Source organism: Photobacterium lipolyticum, assembly GCF_003026475.1.
GTDB lineage: Bacteria > Pseudomonadota > Gammaproteobacteria > Enterobacterales > Vibrionaceae > Photobacterium > Photobacterium lipolyticum.
Genome location: NZ_PYMC01000002.1, coordinates 13,683 through 38,312 on the forward strand (window position 1 = coordinate 13,683; position 24,630 = coordinate 38,312).

Annotated in this window: 18 protein-coding genes; 7 read left to right on the forward strand and 11 right to left on the reverse strand. The window is 43.8% G+C overall.

Annotated elements, in window-relative coordinates:
• Positions 1–4: 4 nt before the first annotated feature.
• From C9I89_RS02945 to C9I89_RS02970, 6 genes are all read right to left on the reverse strand, one after another.
• Positions 5–631 carry an energy transducer TonB gene (locus tag C9I89_RS02945; RefSeq protein WP_107281871.1) on the reverse strand — a complete coding sequence of 209 codons (627 nt, stop codon included), beginning with the start codon at positions 629–631 and terminating at the stop codon, positions 5–7.
• Positions 631–1,035: an ExbD/TolR family protein gene (locus tag C9I89_RS02950; RefSeq protein ID WP_107281872.1), complete on the reverse strand. Its 405-nt coding sequence runs from the start codon at positions 1,033–1,035 to the stop codon at positions 631–633. The genes C9I89_RS02945 and C9I89_RS02950 overlap by 1 nt, the downstream gene beginning before the upstream one ends.
• Positions 1,035–1,565: a MotA/TolQ/ExbB proton channel family protein gene (locus C9I89_RS02955; RefSeq protein ID WP_107281873.1), complete on the reverse strand. Its 531-nt coding sequence runs from the start codon at positions 1,563–1,565 to the stop codon at positions 1,035–1,037. The genes C9I89_RS02950 and C9I89_RS02955 overlap by 1 nt, the downstream gene beginning before the upstream one ends.
• Positions 1,565–2,911: a MotA/TolQ/ExbB proton channel family protein gene (locus C9I89_RS02960; protein WP_107281874.1), complete on the reverse strand. Its 1,347-nt coding sequence runs from the start codon at positions 2,909–2,911 to the stop codon at positions 1,565–1,567. The genes C9I89_RS02955 and C9I89_RS02960 overlap by 1 nt, the downstream gene beginning before the upstream one ends.
• 1 nt (position 2,912) lies before the next feature.
• Positions 2,913–3,758, reverse strand: coding sequence for a DUF3450 domain-containing protein (locus C9I89_RS02965; protein ID WP_107281875.1), 846 nt, complete (start codon positions 3,756–3,758; stop codon positions 2,913–2,915).
• A 213-nt stretch (positions 3,759–3,971) separates the two neighbouring features.
• Positions 3,972–6,053, reverse strand: a complete 2,082-nt coding sequence (locus C9I89_RS02970) for a TonB-dependent siderophore receptor (protein WP_107281876.1) — start codon at positions 6,051–6,053, stop codon at positions 3,972–3,974.
• Between the two features lie 316 nt (positions 6,054–6,369).
• Here C9I89_RS02970 and C9I89_RS02975 point away from each other — a divergent pair, with 316 nt between their 5' ends.
• Positions 6,370–6,801, forward strand: coding sequence for a hypothetical protein (locus tag C9I89_RS02975; protein ID WP_107281877.1), 432 nt, complete (start codon positions 6,370–6,372; stop codon positions 6,799–6,801).
• A 96-nt stretch (positions 6,802–6,897) separates the two neighbouring features.
• Here the strand turns inward: C9I89_RS02975 and C9I89_RS02980 are convergent, their stop codons facing one another.
• Complete coding sequence (locus C9I89_RS02980) at positions 6,898–8,292, reverse strand: ATP-binding protein (RefSeq protein ID WP_107282299.1); 1,395 nt, start codon at positions 8,290–8,292, stop codon at positions 6,898–6,900.
• Positions 8,293–8,552: 260 nt separating this feature from the next.
• Here C9I89_RS02980 and C9I89_RS02985 point away from each other — a divergent pair, with 260 nt between their 5' ends.
• Complete coding sequence (locus tag C9I89_RS02985; protein WP_107281878.1) at positions 8,553–9,182, forward strand: hypothetical protein; 630 nt, start codon at positions 8,553–8,555, stop codon at positions 9,180–9,182.
• Between the two features lie 72 nt (positions 9,183–9,254).
• Here the strand turns inward: C9I89_RS02985 and C9I89_RS02990 are convergent, their stop codons facing one another.
• Entirely contained in the window at positions 9,255–9,923 is a 669-nt protein-coding gene (locus tag C9I89_RS02990; protein WP_107281879.1) for a response regulator transcription factor, read from the reverse strand.
• Positions 9,924–10,149: 226 nt separating this feature from the next.
• Here C9I89_RS02990 and C9I89_RS02995 point away from each other — a divergent pair, with 226 nt between their 5' ends.
• Positions 10,150–11,145 carry a lipoyl protein ligase domain-containing protein gene (locus C9I89_RS02995; protein ID WP_107281880.1) on the forward strand — a complete coding sequence of 332 codons (996 nt, stop codon included), beginning with the start codon at positions 10,150–10,152 and terminating at the stop codon, positions 11,143–11,145.
• Between the two features lie 491 nt (positions 11,146–11,636).
• Here C9I89_RS02995 and C9I89_RS03000 read toward each other — a convergent pair whose 3' ends face one another.
• Both C9I89_RS03000 and C9I89_RS03005 read right to left on the reverse strand, forming a co-directional pair.
• Entirely contained in the window at positions 11,637–12,836 is a 1,200-nt protein-coding gene (locus C9I89_RS03000; RefSeq protein ID WP_107281881.1) for a S1 family peptidase, read from the reverse strand.
• Positions 12,837–13,046: 210 nt separating this feature from the next.
• On the reverse strand, positions 13,047–13,529 hold the full coding sequence (locus C9I89_RS03005) for a hypothetical protein (protein ID WP_107281882.1): 483 nt from the start codon (positions 13,527–13,529) through the stop codon (positions 13,047–13,049).
• Positions 13,530–13,906: 377 nt separating this feature from the next.
• On the opposite strand from C9I89_RS03005, the gene C9I89_RS03010 reads away from it, so the two are divergent.
• From C9I89_RS03010 to C9I89_RS03025, 4 genes are all read left to right on the forward strand, one after another.
• Complete coding sequence (locus C9I89_RS03010) at positions 13,907–14,479, forward strand: PhnA domain-containing protein (protein ID WP_107281883.1); 573 nt, start codon at positions 13,907–13,909, stop codon at positions 14,477–14,479.
• Between the two features lie 560 nt (positions 14,480–15,039).
• Positions 15,040–16,947, forward strand: coding sequence for a methyl-accepting chemotaxis protein (locus tag C9I89_RS03015; protein WP_107281884.1), 1,908 nt, complete (start codon positions 15,040–15,042; stop codon positions 16,945–16,947).
• 732 nt (positions 16,948–17,679) lie between these two features.
• Positions 17,680–19,890: a bifunctional metallophosphatase/5'-nucleotidase gene (locus tag C9I89_RS03020; RefSeq protein WP_107281885.1), complete on the forward strand. Its 2,211-nt coding sequence runs from the start codon at positions 17,680–17,682 to the stop codon at positions 19,888–19,890.
• An 83-nt stretch (positions 19,891–19,973) separates the two neighbouring features.
• Positions 19,974–21,158 (forward strand): YibE/F family protein, encoded by a 1,185-nt coding sequence (locus tag C9I89_RS03025; RefSeq protein WP_107281886.1) that lies wholly within the window; start codon positions 19,974–19,976, stop codon positions 21,156–21,158.
• Between the two features lie 180 nt (positions 21,159–21,338).
• Here the strand turns inward: C9I89_RS03025 and C9I89_RS03030 are convergent, their stop codons facing one another.
• Positions 21,339–23,852, reverse strand: coding sequence for a hypothetical protein (locus C9I89_RS03030; RefSeq protein WP_107281887.1), 2,514 nt, complete (start codon positions 23,850–23,852; stop codon positions 21,339–21,341).
• Positions 23,853–24,630 lie beyond the last annotated feature (778 nt).

Here is a 24,630-nt window from a genome sequence, read left to right on the forward strand (position 1 = left end):
TTAATCACTTTTTGGGCTCGAATTTGAATAGATAAGTTCGACCTTCTTGCGCAATTGCTTTTCCATCAACTACCTTGGCTTGATATTTGAACTTACGCAGTGCGCGAATGGCCTCTTTTTCAAATAAGCGCCGAGGTTTTGCTTCAAGCACAGAAATATCTGTAGGACGCCCTTGCGGATCGATGGTGAAAGACAACACTACATACCCTTTCGCCCGCATTTTCTCCGCTCGCGCAGGATAGCGAGGTTTAACACTATATAACGGCATCGCTTGCTGATTGGCACCAAAATCAGAGAACTGAGGCACATTAATCCCCACACCAGAAATTGCCGTGTCCAATGCCAAATTGGGCATGGCTGGCGTGGGTGTCGCCGTCACAGATTGCGAACTGGTTGGCACTGCTTCCGGTGGTGGTTCCGGTGTATCCGGTTTTTGTGGCAAAGCACGCTGGCGTCGCTGAGCATCGCGCTCTTGCTCAACCATCACGATATCAAACGCCAGCACTTGAGATTGTTCAGGCGCACGTTGCTGGCCGTTATCAACCATCCACGCCATAAAGGTGAACAATCCCAACGCCACAGCCGTCGATACCGGCAGTGCAACCAAAAGCCGAAAAGCTACAGAAAACATTAACGCTTCTCCGCCGCCAGGGCGATATTTTGTACACCCGCACCTTTCGCCGCATCCATCACTTTCACCACAGTACCGTTATAGGCATGTTCGTCAGCCTGGATCACTAACGATGCTTCCGGCTGTTCCAGCAGCAGGTGCTCAAGTGTAGCTTGCACACGTTCAGCATCCACCACACGTTTGTCGATATAGATATCATTGGCTGATGTGATGGCGATAAAGATCCCTGCATCCTTTTGACTCACAACATTGCTGGCCTGCGGGCGATTGACCTCGACACCCGATTCACGAACAAACGAGCTTGTAACAATGAAGAATATCAGCATGATAAAAACAATATCCAACATAGATGTCATATCGATTTGTGCTTCTTCACGAGCAGAAGACGGACGGCTGAGTCTCATCATTGGCTCCTTAATAATTTTTCTAATTTGAGTTCACGCATGTGGCAAGCTTTAGCAAGACGAGCGTGAACAAACATACCAGCAAGTGCCGCAACCATGCCTGCCATTGTCGGCAGTGTCGCAAGCGAAATACCTGAGGCCATTAAACGAGGTTGGCTGCTGCCCTGCGTCGCCATCACATCAAACACAGAAATCATGCCTGTCACCGTACCGAGCAAGCCAAGCATTGGGCAAATGGCCACCAGCACTTTGATCAAGTTTAAGTTTTGACTTAACGCGGTACGGGCTTCATTTAACCAGCCTTCGCGCATTGCATGGGCATACCATGAGGTTTGATCATCACGTTCATGCCATTTCGCGAGCCAGGCTTTTCTCTGATTCGGATACTGGAAGAGCAGGTAGATAACCCGCTCAACCACCAGCAACCAGCAAAGCATGACCACGGCAGCCAACCACCATAGTATTTGGCCGCCCTGGTTCATGAATTGTGATAATGATAACCACCAGGCTTGTAAAAGACTGATTTCCATTATGCTGCTTTTCCTACTTTTTCAGCCTGCTCTGCAACAAGGCTGATCCCTTGTTTCTCCAGAATATTTCGGATGGTATCAGCTTGAGTGCTCAAAATATTATGCGCAAGCAGCAGTGGCATTGCCGCAACAAGGCCGAGTACCGTCGTAATAAGCGCCATTGATATACCGCCCGCCATCACTTTAGGATCACCGTTACCAAACTGGGTGATCACCTGGAAGGTTTCGATCATCCCCGTCACCGTGCCCAGCAGGCCTAACATAGGTGCCAGTGCCGCAAGCAATTTCAGCATCGATAAGCCCTTCTCAAGACTTTGCTGTTCATCAACAATGGCCTCAAGCAAACGTAATTCTAATGCTTCAACGCTACGATTTTGTTCTTTGTCATACACCGCAATAACGCGGCCTAACGGGTTATTGCCAGGCTGTTGTGGTTTCTTTAATTGCGCTTTAATTTGCTGGCGGGCAATAAACAGCTTAGCGCCACGGAACAACGTAATAATCGCGCCAATCGCTAGTAAGCCTAAGATGATCTTACCCACAACGCCACCGTGTTCCAGTCGCTCACTTAGCGAAGGGGTATTTGCTAATTGCTCAAGCATCATACCGCGGGAAGGATCGACAACCAGCGGCATCAGGCCGACTTGACTCATGCTCGCCAAATCAGCAGAAACCGGACCTTTTTCAGGTTGCTTTAAATAAGGCTTAGCAACATGACGAACACTATTCCATTGAACGTAACCCTGGTCGCCAACCAATGCGAAACTGCCCAGGCGATAGGCGTCTACGTCGACTTTATACCCTTCGCCATTAATATACGGCACCGAAACAGGGGCAAGTTCTGCACTGGCATCAATTTGCTCAACCATGCCCTGCCACAGGCCCGTTAACTGAGTCATCGAAGGCAATGCCTTGGCGTCAACAATCTGATCGACAACAGATGCATACTGCGTGCTATCAACCCCCGTTACCGAGAAATCCATTTCAGCGTTCAGTTCTTTGGCCGACTGGCGAACAACACCAAATAACTCTCCCAGGCTTCCGGTTTCTAAACGAAGCTGTTCTTCCAGTACTGAAAGCCGGTTTTCGTTTTCGCTGAAGGTCTTGCTCAATTGATCAGTTTCACGTTGAAGTTGATCACGCTGAGCAAGCAGTGCGTCACGTTGGGCACGAATACCCTGCTCTGTTTGGTTAAATCCGGCTTCACGTTGTATGTTATGTGCACGCTGCGCTTTCTGGGCCTGCTGTGTTTTTGAAAGCAATGTTTCTGTAGATATTAATTCAGCAGAGACCGTAACCGGCAAGCTAAACAGGCAAAGGGCTGTTACTAACGTTTTGAACTTCATCTTAGTTGGTCTCCACGTTAGTTGATGCTGTTGTTGCTTGTTGAGATGCGGCTTGTTGAGATACGGGGGGGGTCGCAGTCAGTTTTTCAGGTACAGCCCGTGCCGAAACCGGTAGCGTGATTAAGCTTGGCGCAGCCTGTTTTTCTGCAATAGCAAACGCTTTATCAATATTTGAGCTTTCAGCACTATCAATAACTTGCCAACCGTTTTCTTTATCATTCCATGCCCAGTAACGCGTTCCGTCCAGGCTGCGAGCAACCAAAGAAATACGACCAAGATGAAGCAGATCCGCTTCGATTGACTCATTTGCCCTTATCGCCACTTTACCTTGATACACGCCCAGCTTAGTGCCGTAATCCACTTCAATCTGGTAGGCCTCAAGAATTCGTCGATATTTTTCGGCATCACTGATATCTGCTTGTGACATCATCCCTTCTAACTTAGTTACTCGAGCCAAACGCTGTTCACGTTTAATCGGCTTGTCATCCGCGATAATGTGTTTCAAACCATCGATCATTTTATACATCAGGGGGACCACGCCCTGACGTGTTTCTTTAATACCCAGGATCTGACTATCGATACTTGTCACTTCTTCATTTTGGTTCGCAACCAGGCGCGACAAATGATCACGATAAACCGTTAGGTTTTTAACTTCCTCCTGAAGCTGTTCGATATCAGCTTTCATCGACAAGGCGATTTCTGCACTCTTATCAATCTTGTTCTGACTCAGCGTTGATGCGGTATTGGTCTTAGTTTCAATCACCCGAGCGGCGTCAAGATCATTAGCATATGCTCCGGCAGTAACGCTGAGCATCAGGATAGCCAAACTAGGTTTTATTAAATTCATATTTGTAATCAATACTTTTGAAAAAGTTAAAATAAAAATTCACCCGATAAATTAGGTAAGTATTAAAAATAAAAAATCCAGTAGATTCTAATTGAAAGCGAGGGCCACATAAATGACACCGAGCTGAAGAATTTTCAGATTGTACAACTATCTGGTTGCGACGACGTGTGAAACAAAGTAAAAGGGGAAAGTACTTCCCCCTCACCAATGGCGTTAGTAGCGGAACTGAAGTGTTGCCATGTAGTTACGGCCTTCGCCTATCACCGTTTTAGTCTGGCTGCCACCTGCAAGATAGTCTTTATCAAACAGGTTTTCTATATTGAAACGCACAATCATATCCAGGGTCTGATCGTATTTGATGGTATGAGCAACCCCCGTATCGATACGGGTATAAGCGTCTTTCTTATACGTATTTTTCTCATCACCAAAACGGTCACCCACGTAAATGGCACCAAGGTTCAAATCTGTATTATTCGCAAACGAGTACCGCGTCCAGACACTTGCAGAGAACTCAGGCACATCTGCCGGACGGTTACCGTCAATGGATGCATCGAACTCATCTTTGATTTCAGCATCTAGGTAAGTCATCGAACCGCTTAGCGAGAACGCTTCTGACAGATAACCGGTCGCACTGAATTCAGCACCACGGTGGATCTGTTTTCCTGCCTGTGTGGTCTCGGTTTCAAAATCAGACTGACCATCCAGATCCTGAGAAATCACTTTGTTTTCCTGAGTAATTTCAAATATGGCGCCAGAGACAAACAGCTGGTTATCGAGTAACTCCCATTTCGACCCTAGCTCATAAAGCGTGCCTTTGACAGGATCAAGTGCCTTCCCGTTATTAATGTCATTGTCATTATTGATGGGATCTTTAGGTTCGAAACTTTCTGAATACGTCAGGTAAATCGAACCATTTTCTGCCGGGTGATAAATCACCCCCGCTTTAGGCAGAATATTATTGTAAGTATCAATATCGTTTTCTTCACGGTCGATGCGCAGACCTGCCAGTAATTGCCATTGATCATTGAACGTGATCATATCTTGAACATAGATACCATATGAATCGCGCTTAGTTGGATCTTTTACCTTACCATTGCTGTAATGCAGATCAGCAGGCTTATCCATAGGTTGATCCGCCGTCGCAGTGTATCCTTTCTTGTACTCACTTTGAGTTTTGTAGTAATAACCCAACCAGTTCGCACCAACCAACATTTGGTGCCTTACCCCCAACGCATCAAACTCACCAACAAGATCAACATATGCAGTATCAAACTGCCAGTTGTCCCAACGGTCATAACCGTTGTAAGTAAATGTACCATCAGCAGGGTTATAGGTGTCAGGCTTTGAGAAACTCTCGATATCTCGGCGCTCAAAGTCCTGATGGTTATAGCCACCTTTCAGGCGCCATCCATCGGATAACTTTGCCGCCACATCAAAGCCGATGTTTTCGACATCGTTCTCAATCGTTGACCATTGTGCATCCCAGATGTGATCACGACCTGATACCGGTTTGCCGTCGACGATGTAAGCACCTGAATCAACATTACCGTTGTCATTCGTTTTGTCATAGTGAAATGATACGGTAACGGTGTCGTTGATATCATAATCGACGAACAGACCACCAATAAAGCGCTCGGTCGAAGGCGTACTGCCATCGGTATATGTTCGCCATGAGTCGTAGCTCTGCTTGGCGACAATCGCTCGTGCACGCAGGGTCTGCTCATCATTCAGAGAACCACTGATATCGGCAACGGTACGTGATTCGTTGTTAGAGCCAATATCCTGGCTCACATTTACCTTTGTCTCGTAAGTCGGTTTCTTTGATACCATATTAACCAGGCCGCCAGGTGCCGACTTTCCGTAGAGCAACCCAGCAGGAGCTTTGAGTACTTCGACACGCTCAAGCAACTCTATCGGCTGACGGTAATGAGACCAATGCTGCTTACCGTCACGTAAAAAACTGCTGCCGCTATCTAACGAAAACCCACGGAGAGAGAAAGACTCGCGGTTACGGCTGACACCACCAGCAGAGATGCTTGCATCATTCTTCAGCACTTCACCAAGCGTACTTGCCCGCTGCTCGTCGATAAGCTGTTCGTCGATGACCGTAACTTGTCCCGGCGTTTCAAGCTGGGTTGCTTCGATACGCATGGCGCTGGTATTGGTATCAACCTTATAGCCGGAGTTGCGACCTGTTACTACCATATGCTCATCAACATCTGCTGTCTGAGCCTGAACTACTGGTAGCGCTAAAATCGCACCAATCAATAATGTCAGCTGACTTTTATGAAACATATTCCATTATCTCCAAAAATTTAATGAGTCACGTATCTCTTGTTGGTTGTAGTTATAAGAGAATGTGAGAACCCCATTGCTGCCGTTGCCGGCTACCACTTCAAATTCGGAAATGAATATAAATGATAACGATTGTCATTTGCATTAAATTTACATTCTTTGCAATTGGTAGAGGTAAGTACGCCTGAAAGCTCTATGTTCAGACGCGCGTCCCAAATCAGGCTGATGACTAATACTTGTAATTTTGAGGCTTTTTGGTGATTTTCAAAGATAACTGTATAATGCCGACGATTTTATTGATTATGCGGTATTTAAAGTGACGCAACTGAGCTTAGAAGCAATTCGCCAGCAACTGACAGAATTAAAATTTAACCCGGATAACATCCGAATTGTCACTGTCAATGCCATGGATGAAGACGTATTAGAAACCTGTACAACGAAAGAAGACGAGAGCTTTTACAATAGCTATATGAATGTCATTTATGGCAAAGGTGAAAGATACGTTCTGGGTTATCGTTGTGAAGACCCTTTGCTTGACCAGGCCATTATCAAGAAAGGGGATCAATATTTCGACCCTACGATGCAAGCCAATAGTGATTTCAAACCGTACCAATATGCGGTGTTAACGGAATTTAAAGTGTTCGACATGATGAAACATGCCAAGTCGAACAAAGACTTCCCGCCTGATGTCGATTACCTATTCACTAAATCGAAGCATTTCAAGAACATCATTAATACAGCTAAGTAAGCTTTTGTGCGTATCATTCACATGATACAAAAAGGCACGCTAAGACTTCGGGATCTCAGCGTGCCTTTTTGGTTTCTGTAAGACCAATTGTGATAGCTAGCCTGCAACAGGAAACGATAATATAATACGTAACCCGCCCTGATCTCTGTTTTCAGCCTTCACTGTGCCTTTCATAACCGCCATCGACTCTTTTACAATCGCTAAACCCAGACCATAACCACCAGACTGTTTATCTCGTGCAGCTTCGAGCCGGGTAAAGGGATCAAATATCCGCTTGATATGCTGCTTCGCAATCCCTTGGCCATTATCCTCAACAGTTACCGTCACAAACTGACCGTCGTCTTTAATAGGCGGCTTAACCGATAATGTTATTTCTGCCGTTTCCCCGGCATATTTGATTGCATTACCCAGCAGATTTTTTACCACCCGAAGCAGCAATCGGCTGTCCGCGAGTGCCATTGAAGTTGCGTTCCCGAGATCGCAAACAAGAGATTGTTCCGGCCTTAATGTCTGCCGACTTTCCTGAGCCTGAATATGACATAAAGTTTCCAGCTGCATCGGCACTAAATTTGCTGAATAGCAGGCGTTTTCCAACCGACTGAATTCCAGAATTTCTGTAACGAGATCATTCATTTCATCAGATTCACGTTCTAATTTGTCCAGCAGCGGCTGGCTTTCTTCAGGAATGCGTTTTCGTAACAAGTGCAGCGCAAGACTATGGCGCGCCAGTGGCGTTTTCAGCTCATGGGAAACATCACGGATCAACCTGCTTTGCTTTTCAGCCAACATTTGAATACGGTCAGTCATATGGTCGAAGTCACAGGCAAGCGCATTAAACTCAGTGACACTGTCACCGACCTCATTGGCAACCCTGACACTAAAATCCCCGTCAGCCAGACGGCGACTGGCCTCTTGAAGCTGATGCAACGGACGCTGTAAATAACGGGCCAGAAGTAGCGAAAATACGCTCAGGATCAAGGCGGCAATGATTACCTGAATGATACCAAAGTAATATGGAAAATTTCGTGCCGGATGCAATTGATGGGGAAACTGGATCACCAGTTGATTACCGCTATTCAATGGCAAGGCAATAACGGGCTGATTTACCCTATTCTCCAATACCGTATCGATCTTACGAATATAATTCAGCTTATATTCAAAGTGCGGGTGCATTTCGCGACCGCTGATAGGCTTGTTCGTATCATCTAACACAAACAGATAGTAATACTGACCTCTCTCCCAATCCGCCAATTCGTCCAGATCCCCTTCAGCGATCAATACATCTGCCTGGTAAGCAAGATCTAACATCTGTTCCTGCACTTTCTCAGGTACATGTAGCATCGATTTAATCAAGGCGACTTCAGCAGCATTCTGTAATCCAAGGATCAACACTAAACTAACCGCAAAATACGAAAAAAGGCGAAAAGCTAAACCGCCTCGATCACCAAGAAAAAAAACTGATGCAAAATACTTAAAACTAATCGATTTCATTATTTTTTTAGCCACACCTTCAATCAGGCTCATTAACACAAGCCCAACAAACAGGCAACAATGGAGTTCTTCATATCAAAATTGCACTCATTTCGTGGTATCGTTCGTATCTTGGCATTCGAATTAGTAACATTCAGATAAGTAACGTGTTTAAATGAGATTTGTGGAATATACTGTCCATCCTTTTATGAAATTGACTGGCGGTTAGCCTTTTTCATTAGGGAAATAAATGGTTCAGGCATGACAAGGAATGTTCACCGATGAAATATATCTTTATTTTCTTTTATAGCTTTGTTCTTTTCGGCTGCTCATCGGGTCTTGACATTACATTGCCAGATAAGTACACCGAAGAGAATGATCAGCCAAAAGGCTATTTAGTCGGTATGATTGGTGCCTCGAGAACCTTGCCCGCCTCAGGTGAGGCTTTAACCACTACACTCATGATCCGACAGATTGGTGATGACGATACCATCATGTTAACTAATGATAATTCTCACTCCGACTTCAAAACACCTTCCCTTTTAGGACAACTTTTCATTCTGCCGCTTCCTGCCGGCGAGTATGAACTCTACCGCATCACCATTGAAGGCTCTAACGGTAACCAAACTTTCAATACTAACAGTACTGGTAATCTCGCCCTCAAATTTAGAATTACTGAAGACACAGCCAATTATATTGGTGAGTTTATTGCCATCAGTCGAGTCGTAAAAAGCCAGTTATGGAACTTAAAGTACCCAAGTGGTCGCGGCTATTTCAAACACGGGTATGATGTCGAACGTGACTCAGCGTTATTTTATCAACTAAACCCAGATTTAAAGGCTGTTAATTTTCAAACTAAAGAACTGGCAGTCATTAGAAACCGATTAATTTATAGCGACCAAAGTCAATAATGTCGAGTATACCCAAATGACCTCTGGGTGCTCACTGAACTCTGCATCTTAAAGTCATTTGGGGATATCAGCCTAGCCTGCCCCAGCGGTTTCCATAAAACTGTATCCTTTTCCCCGAATTGTCTTTATATGCTGCTTTGATAAGCCAGACTGCACCATTTTTCGGCGAATATTACTGATATGCATATCAAGATTTCGGTCAAACGGGCTCAGTTCTTTTTTCAGGACTTCCTTTTGCAGTTCCGCTTTTGCAACCACCATACCGTGATGTTTAATCAAAAAATCCAATAGTTCAGCTTCTGTTCCAGTCAAAGGCAAGCGTGAAATCTGCTGCGACAGTTCAGTCTGATAGCAATTAAGGCTCTGCCGTTGTCGTTCTAACCCGACTCTTCGCCATATAGCCCTAATACGCCCTAACAATTCAGGCACCCGAAATGGTTTGGCGACATATTGATCTGCACCCGCCTCGAGGCCATCTAGCAAAGAGGTTTCATCCCCCAATGCCGTTAACATCAGAATAGGCGTTGCAAAGCGCTGACAAATACGACGAGCCACTTGCATACCATTAAGATTCGGTAGCATTACATCAAGCAAAACCAGGTCAACGGCATGCTCCTGCATGTATGTCAATGCACTCTCGCCACAGTACACACAGTGGACATCATAGCCTTCTTCACTTAAGACCTCATGTAATAGTTCGCAAAGCTGGATATCATCATCAACGACAAGAATGTGGGACACAATAAACACGCCTTAATAAAAACAATTCTCATTCTAATTGATGAGCGCTGTATATTTCAAGGGCAAGAATAAATCTCATTCCCACTTGGTTGACTATTAACCCGAATTGATAGTCCACCGCACGCAGCCAGCGATAAATCCACCATTTGTGCATGAAAAATCAATATGCAACAGTTAGCACTGAGGGTATAATCGTCAGCTTTGTATGGTTTTATAGGCATACCCGATGGAATTACATAGCTACTCATCACAATCAACCAATCCGTGGTTTAACCAGGCGGTTGAAGACGTGTTGTTTAATTCCCTCTCTCCTGGTCAATGCGTTTTGTTAGTCTGGCGTAACCGCTCATCAGTCAACATAGGCAAAGATCAGAACCCGTGGTTAGTATGTAATACCCAAAATGTTCACCGGAAGAGCCTGAGCATTGTTCGTCGCCTTACTTATGGTGGTGCTATTTATCAAGATCCCGGCCATACCAATTTTTCACTCATGGGAAATGCAAACGACATCAATACCGCAGTGGTAAAAGATATTCTCACGATCTTAATAGATAAGCTTAAGATCAACGCAGAATGCAATGAAAACAACGAAATTGTGATTGGAAAGAAAAAAATATCAAATACTGCGACTAGCATTGTTAATGGCAACTTCATGCAGCATTGCACTATCAGAGTACAAGCTGAGTTATCAGCGGTCGATGAGTTCATGCAGCGGCAAGGTACGAATGACAATGAAACCTCTTCAGTTATCAGTAAATACGGCAATCTCTGCGAATCAAATCCCCTTATTCAACATGAAGCCATCGAAAGAGCCTTGGCCAGCGCTTGTAGTGAGCACTTTACCGTCATGCCACAAGAAAGAAGACTCAATATAAACCCTCTACCTGATTTACCGGGGTTGGGAACAAAGCTCCACCTTATTTCAAGCTGGGACTGGAATTATGGTCAGTCTCCTTCATTTCATCGACAGCTGAATGGTCGTTTTACGTGGGGAACAATCAAATTGGAACTCACCGTAATTAAAGGCACAATTGCCTATATTCACTGCCATTGTACTAACCAACTCCGCGTTCTGTTCAACACCTTTTGCGACAGAATGATTGGTTACCCCTATCAGGCTAAATCGGTCATGCCAGTAATTTGTAACATGATGGTCGACTTCGGTGAAAGCCAGCATGAGTTGTTTGAATTCGCCAGTTGGCTGGAAAATGAGATTACGTAACGGATCTTTTATTCCTTTGATGCTAAAGCTTTTTTCAATAGTTGTAGTAAATCAAAATCGCGATTGTTATCTACAGATTTCACCTATAATCTATTGACTTTACTGGAGTCAGCATGATTTCTAGTCTTGAAGCATTTCCCACAGAGTTATGCACAGCTTCTGTGGATAACGATGATATTCACAGTTACCCACAGGTCATTACAGCATGCCGTTTCTTTCGTGATAAATGTCGACTCGTTTACCTCTGCAAGCACATTAACCGCAGATTTTGTACGATTTAATAAAAACCAAAGGGCGCAGTATTTTTATCAGTTGAGGATGTAAAAGCCCGCGCTATACAAACACTGAAATGGAAAATCGCTAATGGCATTCTGGATGTAGGAACAATAAAAAGGAGGCACTTAAACCGCCTCCGTTTTCAATTCCCGGTCTATTCCCAAGCACAGAGGTCCGCATGGATTCTTTTACTTTTAGTTAACGCTGCCTGTGGATTAACTCTTTCTATCTTGGCCCCTACATCGCCATACTGCTGGTAACAGTAACATCAGCAGCCAATGCCATGATATAGATCCACCGCCACCATCAATCATCTCGCAGTTAGTGGCTGTAACCCCGCCAGAGCCTGAATTACAATTTTTCTTCATAATATCAGGCCCCTCAACCGAGTTTGCTGGCACCGTCCCCATGTATGACTGGATCCAGTCATAATAAGTGCCAACACGAGTATAAAAGCTAGGGCGATTTAGAGAACCACAAACAGGGAGGCCACCGGGTCCGCCACTTACAATACCATGCTGAACCCATTCACCGTAATGATTCTGGGCTCTCAGCGGACCACCGCTGTCACCTTTACAAGAATCAGCACCGACAAAACCACCGGGGGTTAACACCTCAGGCGGTAATGTACACACTTTGGTTATATTAGCAGGGCTATCGATAATTAATAGGGCATCATTGCCAGTTTCTAGGCGCTTATAACATTCATCAACCGGTACAAATGATAATTCAGCTTGTTTTAAAATTGTTGATTGAGAAGTACCGGCGGGATCAATCGCTCCCCATCCCGAGACTATCACATTCTTTGGCCGTAACTCTTCACGCCATTGGGATTTTAATATCGCGTCTATTTGCTCAGCACCGGCCCTATCAGCCAGTGCGATGGGTGTAATCGTATCATCAAAAGCACGACTAACTCTTAGCAGGGCCAGGTCATTATTAAGCGCTGTATGAACCAGTTCAGACACTGTTGTTCCGTCTGCTTCTTCATAAACAATCTGTCTATCGAACGGTGTGTAATCAGGATGAATGATAACATGTGAAACAGGGTAAGAATGTTTAACTCCGGTTTGTTCTAAATCAGTCACACCGGCAACAATCGTTATGCGATTAGGCTGCAGTACATAATAACTGCTTGCATCGGTAGCGTCTTTGCCACCAATGACTACGCAATGCGCAGCCGTTAATACCCAATTATCATCGATAACGGTACCACCGCAAAATGGAGCTTCATTAACTTGATTAGCCCGTAGCGTCACCATCCAATTTTGTTCGCCGAATGCCACTTCACTACCGCCGACCACATATGGCGTCACATCATTTGCATTACTATTAACTGCCCCTGCTAAACAATAAACACTCAATACTGCTTTGCTTATACTCTGGCTTATATGTACAGCATTTTTCCAATCCATACCGAACTCTGCATCTGAGGTGATTTGGCTATATAAGCACAGAACAAATTATAGAAAGAAGGTCGATACACTAAAATGCGATTGGGTTCATTTAAATATATATTGGTCTTACTCAATACAAATCATACAGTTAAATTACTCACATTTATCCAAACCGGTAACAAACCACACCTGATATGGCTTCTTATGTGAAAACTAATTGTTGCAAGATTAATTTAATGCTGAGCAATTTATATCTTCATACTCTATTTGCACGAATAACCCACCCAACTCTGCTGCGAGTGTTGGATAGAAATCTAAATTAGCGGCGGTTTTTATGTCACTAAGGTCAATTTTATATACTGCCAATCCTAACTTTGTAACATCACTTGGTACACAGCTATTCGGGTTATCTTTTTCAAAACAGAGCTCATCAGCTACAACAATTTGACCGCAAGAGGTTCCATCTGTACCGATCCCGGCATTATCAAGATCCGCTTCAGTTCCATCAGGGAAACCTTCAGGGATCAAACTCTGTAATTCAGGTGTTATTTCACTAACTTTATAATTACCAACAGGCACGCTACCAGACCCATTCACTGTCACATCTGACACCGCAAACACGGTGGTTTTGCCTTGAAGAATATCTTTCACATCATCTTCATCACAGCCGACCAAAGCCAGCAACGCAAACAAAGCTACTGCTTTTTTCATAAATCCCCTCTTCTTTATAATTTATTTATCCATACAATGCTTTATGAATAATATTAGCGAGCATTTGACAAGAAATCACCACTGCATCGACAAAAACACCCGATGTTTTTTTGTGCTTAAAAATCAATCAACACTGATATTGCAGTGAAAAACCTCCAACGCGAACTTAAATAATATTGCTTAATATCATGGCGTTAGTGTGATTTTCACATCAAACCGCTAAGTGAAAATTTATTGTCAAACAGCCGCTAAATGCTCAATGCCCTCAATTATACGGTTTAGAATACTCTAGATAACCGTGATCTAAGGCCAGCTTTCTTTATTTATCAAGAAATACTGGCATAATATCGCCACAACAATTCTACGGACACACCCTTATGACTATCGAAAATATCGTTAAGCAGCGCGCTGACGCTAAATGTGAACTTTGTTCATCTGAAGACAACCTGAGCGTATATGAAGTGCCGGCTTCTCCTGATACAACTGCTGGCAGCTGTGTAATGGTCTGTGGCACTTGCCGTAGTCAAATTGAAGATGCTGATACTATGGAGCAGAATCACTGGCGCTGCCTGAACGATAGCATGTGGAGCCAAGTACCTGCGGTTCAGGTTATGGCTTACCGTATGCTGAAACGCCTTTCTGCTGAAACGTGGGCACAAGATCTGCTGGATATGCTGTATCTAGAAGAAGACGTGATTGAGTGGGCTGAAAAAGGCATTGCTGCCGAAGAACTCGATTCTGTACAAACACTGGATGTAAACGGTGTTGCACTACAGGCTGGTGACAACGTTACCATCATCAAAGATCTGCCAGTAAAAGGTTCTAGCCTAGTGGTTAAGCAAGGTACTGCGGTTCGAGGCATCAGACTAACCAATAACCCACTACACATTACAGGTAAGGCTGCGGGTACCAATATGGTCATTATCGCAGCATACTGTAAAAAGATGTAATCGCTTTTCATATCGAAATAGCAACAAAAAGGCGCTAATTAGCGCCTTTTTTGTATCCGATAAACTAAGTTCATAAGGCCGCGGCCTTTTAGCAAAAGCTAGCTCGTGAATTGATCACCACAGGCTTCTGCCCGCACCGCAAGTACCTCATCTGGCACTATTGAAGAAGCTTAAACAGACTATGGTTCCGAATAATATCTTATCACCCAATAAGTATTGGCTGGATGGTGAATCGACTGGTAATCGAAACGAGCTCAGTAAAGAGCAGGTTGAAGGGATACATTAGCGAAACTACCGTCCTGTACATTAACCACGGTGACAGCATATTTCAAAGGTAAAAGCACCCGGTAGCCTTGCAGTAAAAACAATTTCTCAAAAAAAAACACTTTAATGATCAATCTATTAATAAAGTTTTCGCCCAACATTATCCAGCGTTATATGACAGCAGACAAATTATTGAATTCTGCCGAGGTATACAATTTCATGCGCAGTAACACAGCGCATATTCAATGCCTCGAAAAATGCCACATCGGCATAAATGTTATGTACAAGGAAAATCAATGAAAACCCTCGGTTTTAAAAACACGATATTAGCCTCGATAATTATATTAGTAACTGCGTGTTTGCTCGTAGCTAACTGGCTGTCTTACGTTCATCTCAGAGATAGCACAATTCAGAGCGTCAATACCCAATCACTTTCCACTGTCCGGTACGAAGCCAATAAAATTGAAACATGGTTTCAGGGTAAAATTAACGCCGTAGATTCATTGGCAAATCATTATCAACCAGGCCTGCCGAGTGAACGCTATCTTGAAACAGCAAAATTGACGAAAAGTACCAGTGGCCTAACTGCGGTACTTTACGGTTTTGATAATGGCCGTGCATATTCGACCATAGCAGGCGCAGTTTGGGTTGATGGTATTGCAAATCCTAACCTGTATGATCCCCGCACGCGCCCTTGGTATCAACAGGCAAAATCTGCAAATGGCTTAGACCTGACTGATATCTACCCAGATTCAACAACAGGGAACTACGTCATTTCTGTGGTGAAGAAAGTTGCCGATGGCGTGATCTTGGGGGATATTGAACTCGATGTTCTGACCAAAAATGTCAAAAATATCAATTTCCCGGGTGCCGTCGCGACCATTGTCGATGGCACAGGAAAAGCATTAGCTTCCAATTCATCCAAACTCACTATAGGAACTCGACTTGCCGATATTGGAATGGCCGATGTACAGCGTGTCATGCAATCTCAAGACGAGAGCACATTACCTTATACGCTTAACGGCGTAGATAAATTATCTTTTACCAAAGAGTTAAAACTAATTAACGGCCATAAATGGTATCTTGTTATTGGTATGGATAAGTCAATCGCCTATACGGCTGTCAATGATGCGCTGACCAGTGCGATTATATCCTCAGTGGTTATGTTATCTGTCACAGCTTTTCTTATCGTTGCAGTATTAAATGTTCTCTATCGTCCAATTCTTTCGCTCAAAGAAGTTGTACTCGATTTATCACAAGGGAATGGCGATCTTACTCGCAGATTACCAGTAACAAGTGATGATGATCTCGGGCAGATTTCACAGTGTATCAATGCCTTTATCGCAAACTTACAATCTCTGATGTTGGAAGTCTCACAGTCTTCAGATCATATTTCTCGCAGCGTCGATCATCTTAAAAGTCAGACAGATGCAAATAACAAAGTATTGACGGCTCACTCATCAGAAACGGAGCAAATCGTTGCCGCTATTGAAGAGATGAGTGCCACTGCAAGTGAAGTAGCGAGTAACGCATCTGAAGCGTCGCAATTTACCCATCGTGCAACCACGCAAGTTACTGAGTCGAAAAATGTCGTTGCCGAAGCAACAACCACTGTTTCTCAACTGGTCAAGGAAGTCGAAAATACTTCTGTCAATATTACAGAAATCGGCCAGGACACCTTGGAGATAACTAACGTGCTGACAGTCATCGGCGGAATCGCCGATCAAACAAATTTACTTGCTTTGAATGCCGCCATAGAAGCCGCTCGTGCAGGCGAACAAGGTAGAGGTTTTGCCGTTGTCGCTGATGAAGTCAGGACACTTGCGTCCAGAACACAGGCCAGTACTGCAGAGATTGAACAAACACTGGAAAAACTGCGCAAAGGATCAACTGCCGCAATTGGCGCAATGGAACTCACAAAGTCAACATGCGAAAAAACAGCAGAGAATTCTAATTTGGTGGCTAATGATCTCGATATAATCGTCCAGTCAGTCATTCATATCAATGACCTAAGCACGCATATTGCTACCGCAGCCGAAGAACAGAGCTCAGTCACTGGTGAGATCACCCGTAATATGGCAACTATTCGAGAAATTGTGTGTGAGTTATCTGCGAATGGCGAAGAAACATCCAATGAAACCATCAATCTTGCTGCGGCAAACAGTCAGTTAAAATCTGTTGTCAGTAAATTCAGATTGCAATAAGACGGAAATTCTTCAAAGCAAAGAAACAAATCAAACCTGATAGAAATATCTCATTTTCACCAGTAGCATTGAAGTATTAATTTACCCCGAAGGCTATCAGCTATAAAACCTCTTGATCACCACTCGTGATCAAGAGGTCGACAGATGCAACTTTTTATTAGGGTGGTTTGTGAGCTCTATCAAGCTTAACTAACACGCCTCAGTTTGTATTTATTGAATATTCTCTATCGTCCGATCCATGCGTTCAAAGAAGTTGTACTCGATATACCTCAAAGAAATAGGAATCTTACTCGCAGTTGGCTGTAACGAGTGATGATGATCTAGAGCAGATTCACAATACATCATAGCTTTTATCGCAGACTTACAATCGCTGATGCTGGAAGTCCTATCTGTCCATATTAATATTCATTTTCTGAGGACGATTATTAAATCCTAATATTTATAATTTAATTGTTTTTTGGATTATATTGAGCAAAAACATTAATACTTTGTTAAAAGCAAAGATAAAAGAAATAAAAACCCGATAGAAAACGATTGCGTCACTATTACGGATAATATTATATATGTAAACACCTGGTTTGTATCCGTTTTTATTTTCTGCTTTTCATGGTTTTAATTTTTTATATATTTAGAAATGTGATGCAGGAAGCAGTAACTTCTAATGTCGTCAATATAGAATTCTAGAGTAAAAACCCTACAGCAAAAAAATCAATAATTTAAAAGAGCAAACAAATGAAAATATATAAGCGCAATTTGGTGTGCCTGGCTATTGCAGTCGCATTAACCGGGTGTAATTCCGATGATAACAACACGACCACTAGCAATAACGCACCCAATAAAAACACCACCACAACTACCAGTGTTAAACAAGGTTTAACTCTGATTAATACACCAGAAGTAGTAATCAAGGGCGAAAACAGCGAGCTAACGGAGCAATCCATTGTTATTGGCGCCACCTCCGACCTGCACGGTCGAGTCTTCGGCTACGATTATGCGTTGGGCACCGAGGATAGCGATGCAGGCCTAACCCGTATCTCCACTCTCCTGAAGAAGGAGAGAGAAAATCACCCGAATATGATCCTAATTGATATCGGTGATACGGTACAAGGTAACTCAGCCCAGCTATTCAACGATCAGCCTAGCCACCCTATGATCGATACTCTAAATAGCCTTAATTATGACCTCTGGGTACCGGGTAACCACGAATTCAACTTTGACCGTTCATTTATCGATCGTAATCTAGAAAACTTTGATGGTGCTGTTATCTCCAGCAGCATCAAATGGGCGAGCAACGGCAACAATTACCTGCGCAGCTACCAAATTTACAACGTCAATGGCTGTAAGGTTGCCATCATTGGCTTGACTCCTTCCTATGTGCCTAACTGGGAAGCCTCTGCCCCTGAACATTTTGCTGGCCTGAATTTTGAAGAGGAATTGAAAGCGGCAACGGCTGCGGTTGAAGAAGTGACCGCTGCCCATAATCCAGACATTGTTGTCGGTGCCTTGCACTTAGGTCGCACCGATGGCGGAATGGGGGTATACGGTATCGCTTCTGCTCTGGCTGACAAGTTTGATGTCATTATGGCAGGCCACGAGCATGCGACCTATATCGAAGAAGTTACTATGGGCAAAGCTGAAGGTAAAGACATCAGCAAAAATAGCCATAGTGATGAAGATAAGGCGCTATCAGGCGTCTTCGATGAAACTGCCACTGCGACTAAAGTGAAGATCATTGAACCGGGTAAGTGGGGTTCCGCCCTTGCGAAAACCGAAATCAAGGTGAAGAAAGATGCAGACGGAAAATGGGTGCTGGTCGATACTACATTGAGCAACATCTCTACCAAGAACGTTGAAGAAGATGCTGATTTGGCTGCGAAATACCAGTATGTCGATGACAAGGCCAAGGCTGATGCCGAAGAGATTATTGGTACTATCTCGGGTAATTTCACCCCAACCTCAACGGGTGGTGCAGATGAGATAGTGGAAGAAGACTTCTTCGAGGATGCCGATACCACGGTGCGTCTGTACAGTACCATTCATGCAGCTAAAGTGCAGGATTCACCATTGATGGATCTGATCCAGTACATTCAGCTGGACCATTCTGGCGCCACTATTGCGGCTGCTTCACTGTTCAGTGACACAAGTAATCTGCGTGATGGTCAAGATTTTGCCAAGAAAGACGCAACTAACCTCTACAAGTACGACAATACTTTAGTCGGTGTGAATATTACTGGTGAGAATCTGATGAAGTACATGGAGTGGTCTTACAACTACTTCAATACTTACAAAGATGGCGATATCACTATTTCTTTCAATAATAGTGTTAAGGCATATAACTACGATCAGTTTGATGGTGCTATCAACTACACTGTGGACTTGTCGAAGCCTGCTGGTGAGCGAATCAGCATTGTTGAAATCGACGGCAAGCCGTTCGACGCTTCAGCCAAATATAAGCTGGCACTGAACAGCTACCGTTATGGCAGCCAGGCTCTTGCTAATGGCTGGGTCAAAAAAGAAGATAAATTCTACGATTCAACCAATGAACCTATCTATGCTATCCGCGATATGATCACCGAATTTGTTCGTGAGAACAAGGGAGTGAGCTCAACCGGCGATTACTTGAAAACAACAGACAACTGGCGTATTGACCAGATGCAGGCAGGCCGTGGTATTGCTGCTACCCGTGATGACGATGGTGCTGGTGAAGTCTTGTGGAATAAACTGAAAAATAAAGAGGTTTGTATCCACATTGATCCGAGTAACGTGAAGTACCCGGGTATTGGCAAAGCTGTCAATGTTAATGATGACACCACTTATTACGCTAACCCAGCCTTTGAGGCGGATGCGAGCGCAACTGGTGAAGAGCTGAATTGGGGTTGTAGCTACAAGTTTGATCCAGTTAACCCTGACAAGGTTACTTATATGGTGAAAGGTATCAATTAATTATTGGTAAATGAGTCCGTAGACCTAATGCAAGGTGCACAAAGGCACCTTGCATTTTTTCTATCTATTAGCGCGTAACTATCATGATAAAAAAATATTCGTTTTCTCTGATTATCGTCATCCTGTCCACGCTGATTTTTTATTTTTCACCCAAAATCAGCGAAGACTTTCGTCCTTCAAATAAATACCGCCAGGAGTTTGCTCACGCCAAGGTGCTGACCATCACGAAGAGTGAATTGACGAAAGATTCTCTCGCCCCTTCGATCTTGACCGGAAGGCAGGAATTCAGTGCTGAAATTCTAGATGGCCCTATGCAGGGCAAAGTGGTGGAGGTTAAAAACCCTTTAAGTCGTCAACATAACGTGTTGGCTAATGAGGGAGGCGAATTCATTATGCTGATCAGGGAAACGCCTAATGGCCAACTGTTTTGGGCCTTTAATCATCAACGCTCGACGGCCATCTACTGGATGACGGCAGTATTCGTGGGTTTGCTATTACTCTTTGGTAAACGAGAAGGCTTGCAATCGATTGTCTCCCTTTATTTCACGGCCGCTCTGATCATCGGTATCTTGATACCTGCTATCTTTGCCGGATTCAGTCCTATTTGGGTGACGGTTGGATTGATGGCACTTAAGATTGTGGTCAATTTTATCCTCGTCGCGGGTTATAACCGGAAAAGCGCATCTGCAATGCTGGGAACATTGCTGGGAGTACTCTGTGCTGGCATCATGGCCCAGTGGTTTGGCGAGATGGCTCACTTGTCCGGCATTTATCTCGATAAGGGAGAAGATGTGATGTATTTAGTGACGGATCAGCCTATTCAGATTCGCTGGTTAATGTTCGTCGCTATTATGATCTCGGCGCTAGGCGCGGTGATGGATGTGGCTATTTCTATTGCTTCTGCATACAACGAGTTACAACAGGCAAACCCTAACCAGACGCCGCGTCAGTTGATGTTGGCAAGCATGAATATAGGGCGGGATATCATGGGAACCATGACCAATACTCTGATTCTGGCGTTTACCGGAAGCTCCATCACCACCATCATGATGGTATGGGGGCTGGATATGCCGCTTATACAGTTTATCAATACGCCGATAATGTCTTTGAGCATTATCCATGCGCTGGCGGGAAGTATTGGTATTGTACTAACAATTCCTTTAACAGCCTTGCTCTCGAGCATCATCTTCAAGCCGAGCCATGAAACACAGGCGACCGAGTGTTTTTCACTGTCTGAGACGAGCAAAGATCATCCTGTATGTAATTAAGCATCGGCAGACATTATAGGAAAGATGGTTAAAACGACAAACCACCGAAGGCTATCAGCTATAAAACCTCTTGATCACCACTCGTGATCAAGAGGTCGACAGATGCAACTTTTTATTAGGCTGGTTGTGAGCTCTATCAAGCTTAACTAACACGCCTCAGTTTGCAAGACTTGACGTTAACTACGATTTAGGCCCTTGTTCAACCAGAATTACACTCCAGATTTCGCCTTTGGTTCCGTCCATCACCGCGCCAGAATACCACTCAGACTCTTCATGATAGAATTTCACTGACAGCTCGTTAGTAGCGGATTCAAGCAGTGTGAGTACGGCCCTGAACTCAATCTCGGGATTAGCAACTGGCTCAGCCGAATATATGCTTAGTTCTATCTGGCCTTCGCTATTAACTGACCACGATATATCGTTATTTTCAGCCGTTCCGTTATCAGCGACAGAAGTAAACAGCGCCTTGCTATCAGTTTCAAAGAAAATAGACTCGGTTGGCTCGTCGGAAAAGATAAAGGTTTTGCCCACCATATTATCTGCAGCAAACGAAAGGCTCGTAGTGCAGTTAGATGCCAATACATTGTCATAATCCGTTTTAGTCGCAAACGTTGTTGGCCGATCGTTAACATCGTCCCAGCCTGAGTCACCTGCTGTGCAGGGTTGTAGTGAGGTTTCCAGCTGCGGGGTTGAAGGATCGCTGTTATCTGGTGTTTCATTACCATCAGAAGTGTCTTGGTTAAACTCGGTGACTAGCTCGTCAAACAAGCTATCACTAAATGCAGCTACAATGCTGTCAGCGGCCGATTTATTAAAGGCTAATTCATCATGTTCCACAGTGCCTGCAGGAATATATTCCCCGCGTCGAACCGCACCTTGATACTCGGTTAATAAGATAAAGCGCTCGTAATAATCGTAATCACCCAGGCCAAGAATTTTGGTCGGCAACTCAAGGACAAACATCTTCACGCCATTAACGATTTTGTTTTGCCAAGTTCCGATTTTCAAGAACTCTGCCGTCGATGAGTAGTAGTTGTTGTTGCTGTTGTTGTACTTAACCTCATAATAGTTCACCGTGCCATCAATCAGCATCTCGGCAACAATCGACCCATTATTGAACCACGCCACTTGAGGGCCTTTTATCTGACTTGGATCAGTTGTTGCAGCAGCGGTTTCGGATAACAACTGCTCTAAATATTCTGCCGGCCCATTTGCTGAGTTTAACCATACGCTGTTACACATACCGTTTACCTCGTAAGACGGATCGTCACAATCGCCATTCCAGATTTCATAGGTGTCATTGAGTGTGGTGAACTTCAACTTGAAGGCTTTTGCGCTGTCTGGGAAGACTGCATCCTGAGTAACGAATTCAGACCAGTAACCGGCATCAGCGGAGCCGTCTAATGTCAGTGCTATATTTTTGCCTGAAATATCAAAAGTGGTTGCTTCTAGCAATTCAGCGTACTCGGGCGCGTTAGGGTTAGTAATAGAGATAGTACCATCAGCATTAATACTGATTTCCTCTTGCTCGCGAATTTTTTCCCAACCCGCTGAAGTCAACAGGTAGTCATCGTCACTACCGGAATCAGTGTCTTCAATGAAACCATTACTGCTTGCATTATATCGGTACTCGGTTTCTTCCGAACTGGCTGGCGTATTATCAGTAGCAGGAATGTGCTTAAAGGTACCATGTGCCGCCTCAAGCGTGCTGCCATGGCGGCCACTGTAAAACCAGTTAACCCCTTCTGTCTGAACCAGCTCCAGCATGTTTGCACTGCTGGCTGCTTTCTCTGCCTCTCGGATCTCAATTTTATTAACCACCGTCTCAGAATCAAAACTCAGATCATCAGACAAGCTATTATTGTTGCCGGTCAAAATGTCTTGAGGATCAAATTCACTTAGTTCCTCGGCGTTATTTTCAACCTGCTCATTAATCGCTTCCAGGGCATCAAGTACTTGTGCCACGACCAGATCCATTATTTGTTCAAAATCGATACTTTGCCCGCTAGTTTGAACCGCTTGCTCAACAACTTTAAGATTCTGTTTCAATACGGTCGCCGTCACCTGTGCAACTTTGTGCAGTTGCTTGAATTCTTCTTTTTCCTGTACTGAAACAGTGCTGTCATTTTTCTGAGCAGCTACATAGTCGGTAGACATCTCGAGATCAGTGCCGAGCTTTATTTTGACACTGGCTTCTGCATCCTCAACAGAATACGCTTCGACATCCTTGTTCGCTTCGATTTCTTGTTGCACAAGCGTAGTTAACGGGCTGACAAAAGTGTAACCGGCAGGGGCTGTAAGCGAATAATCCCCATCGATTGGTTGCTCAGGGTGGTCTTCATCGATAGTCAAATTTTTAATGACTTCTACTACCAGCGGATAGGTATCAATATCAGCTTGATTGACACCAGAAAGCGTGAAGGTTCCTCCCTGATTACTGATTGTTGATGGCTCATCGCTATCACACTTCTTATTCTCATTAAGATCCAGACATACAGTGGCATTAACCAAGTAGCCATCAGCCACAGTGCCTGACAAACTGGTTTTTGGTGTAGATGGTGTCAAGGGAGCCGAAACTGCGCTGTCAGAGCTGGATGAACCACTATTACACGCGGTTAAAATGAGCGTAATACTGGCTGCCAGTAACGAATGTTTAAAAGTAGTCGTCGTCAAACTCTTGTTCAGATTAATCATATTTTCTACCTAAATTTGGATAGTAAAAGTTGCTTTGAAATTCCCATTTGATTCTATTCAATGCCAAGACCCCATATGAACTTGCACCCGGCTTCCTTATTCGGTTTTATTTAGCCGGAAATAGCGGTAAGTTTGTACAGCACGTCTTTAAAAAATTATGAGAAACACTGAGTTACTTAATAGTGCTAACATATTTTCGAAAAGTTCTCGGGGCCTTTGCTATCATTTATGGTCACAGCACAACTTATACCAATCACGAATATATACCAAATATTTATGGAAGAGGTGGGATTAATATCAATTACTGCAACCCTTTAGGCGAAGCAACTAATATATTGATTAATAAGGGGTTAAATTTAAAACCTCTTTAGAGTAAATACACTTTACGCTATAAATCAGGATCTTATGAAATATAACATTTATGGCTACCACACCTGTCGGCGCATAATAAATATACAAACATTCCTCAAAAAAAAGATATCTAATATATTACAACCCGAAGTGTCAAATAAACATCGCAGCGTCAATTAAATAACACAGCACGTACAGTCACCAACTCAATTTAAATAAATACTCAACACGATAGCGAACAGTAATAGCTAATTTCAGCTTTTTTGTCAGTCACAAATCTCAGCTATAACGGAGCTGCTGATACGGTGAATACATGCTTATGTACGCAAGTTACCTCAAGATGCAGGATTCAGAGTGATACCAGCCAGTTCAATTCAAGAAAAATGTACGTATCGCGCAAACGTGACCGCTGTTCGTGGTCAAGCTG

Coding starts and splice junctions, on each gene's coding strand:
- C9I89_RS02985 (WP_107281878.1), top strand. CDS start 8,553: ATGAAATATATCTTTATTTTCTTTTATAGCTTTGTTCTTTTCGGCTGC.
- C9I89_RS03025 (WP_107281886.1), top strand. CDS start 19,974: ATGATAAAAAAATATTCGTTTTCTCTGATTATCGTCATCCTGTCCACG.
- C9I89_RS02945 (WP_107281871.1), bottom strand. CDS start 631: ATGTTTTCTGTAGCTTTTCGGCTTTTGGTTGCACTGCCGGTATCGACG.
- C9I89_RS02960 (WP_107281874.1), bottom strand. CDS start 2,911: ATGAAGTTCAAAACGTTAGTAACAGCCCTTTGCCTGTTTAGCTTGCCG.
- C9I89_RS02970 (WP_107281876.1), bottom strand. CDS start 6,053: ATGTTTCATAAAAGTCAGCTGACATTATTGATTGGTGCGATTTTAGCG.
- C9I89_RS02995 (WP_107281880.1), top strand. CDS start 10,150: ATGGAATTACATAGCTACTCATCACAATCAACCAATCCGTGGTTTAAC.
- C9I89_RS03015 (WP_107281884.1), top strand. CDS start 15,040: ATGAAAACCCTCGGTTTTAAAAACACGATATTAGCCTCGATAATTATA.
- C9I89_RS03005 (WP_107281882.1), bottom strand. CDS start 13,529: ATGAAAAAAGCAGTAGCTTTGTTTGCGTTGCTGGCTTTGGTCGGCTGT.
- C9I89_RS03020 (WP_107281885.1), top strand. CDS start 17,680: ATGAAAATATATAAGCGCAATTTGGTGTGCCTGGCTATTGCAGTCGCA.
- C9I89_RS03010 (WP_107281883.1), top strand. CDS start 13,907: ATGACTATCGAAAATATCGTTAAGCAGCGCGCTGACGCTAAATGTGAA.
- C9I89_RS02980 (WP_107282299.1), bottom strand. CDS start 8,292: ATGAAATCGATTAGTTTTAAGTATTTTGCATCAGTTTTTTTTCTTGGT.
- C9I89_RS02965 (WP_107281875.1), bottom strand. CDS start 3,758: ATGAATTTAATAAAACCTAGTTTGGCTATCCTGATGCTCAGCGTTACT.
- C9I89_RS02950 (WP_107281872.1), bottom strand. CDS start 1,035: ATGAGACTCAGCCGTCCGTCTTCTGCTCGTGAAGAAGCACAAATCGAT.
- C9I89_RS02955 (WP_107281873.1), bottom strand. CDS start 1,565: ATGGAAATCAGTCTTTTACAAGCCTGGTGGTTATCATTATCACAATTC.
- C9I89_RS03000 (WP_107281881.1), bottom strand. CDS start 12,836: ATGGATTGGAAAAATGCTGTACATATAAGCCAGAGTATAAGCAAAGCA.
- C9I89_RS03030 (WP_107281887.1), bottom strand. CDS start 23,852: ATGATTAATCTGAACAAGAGTTTGACGACGACTACTTTTAAACATTCG.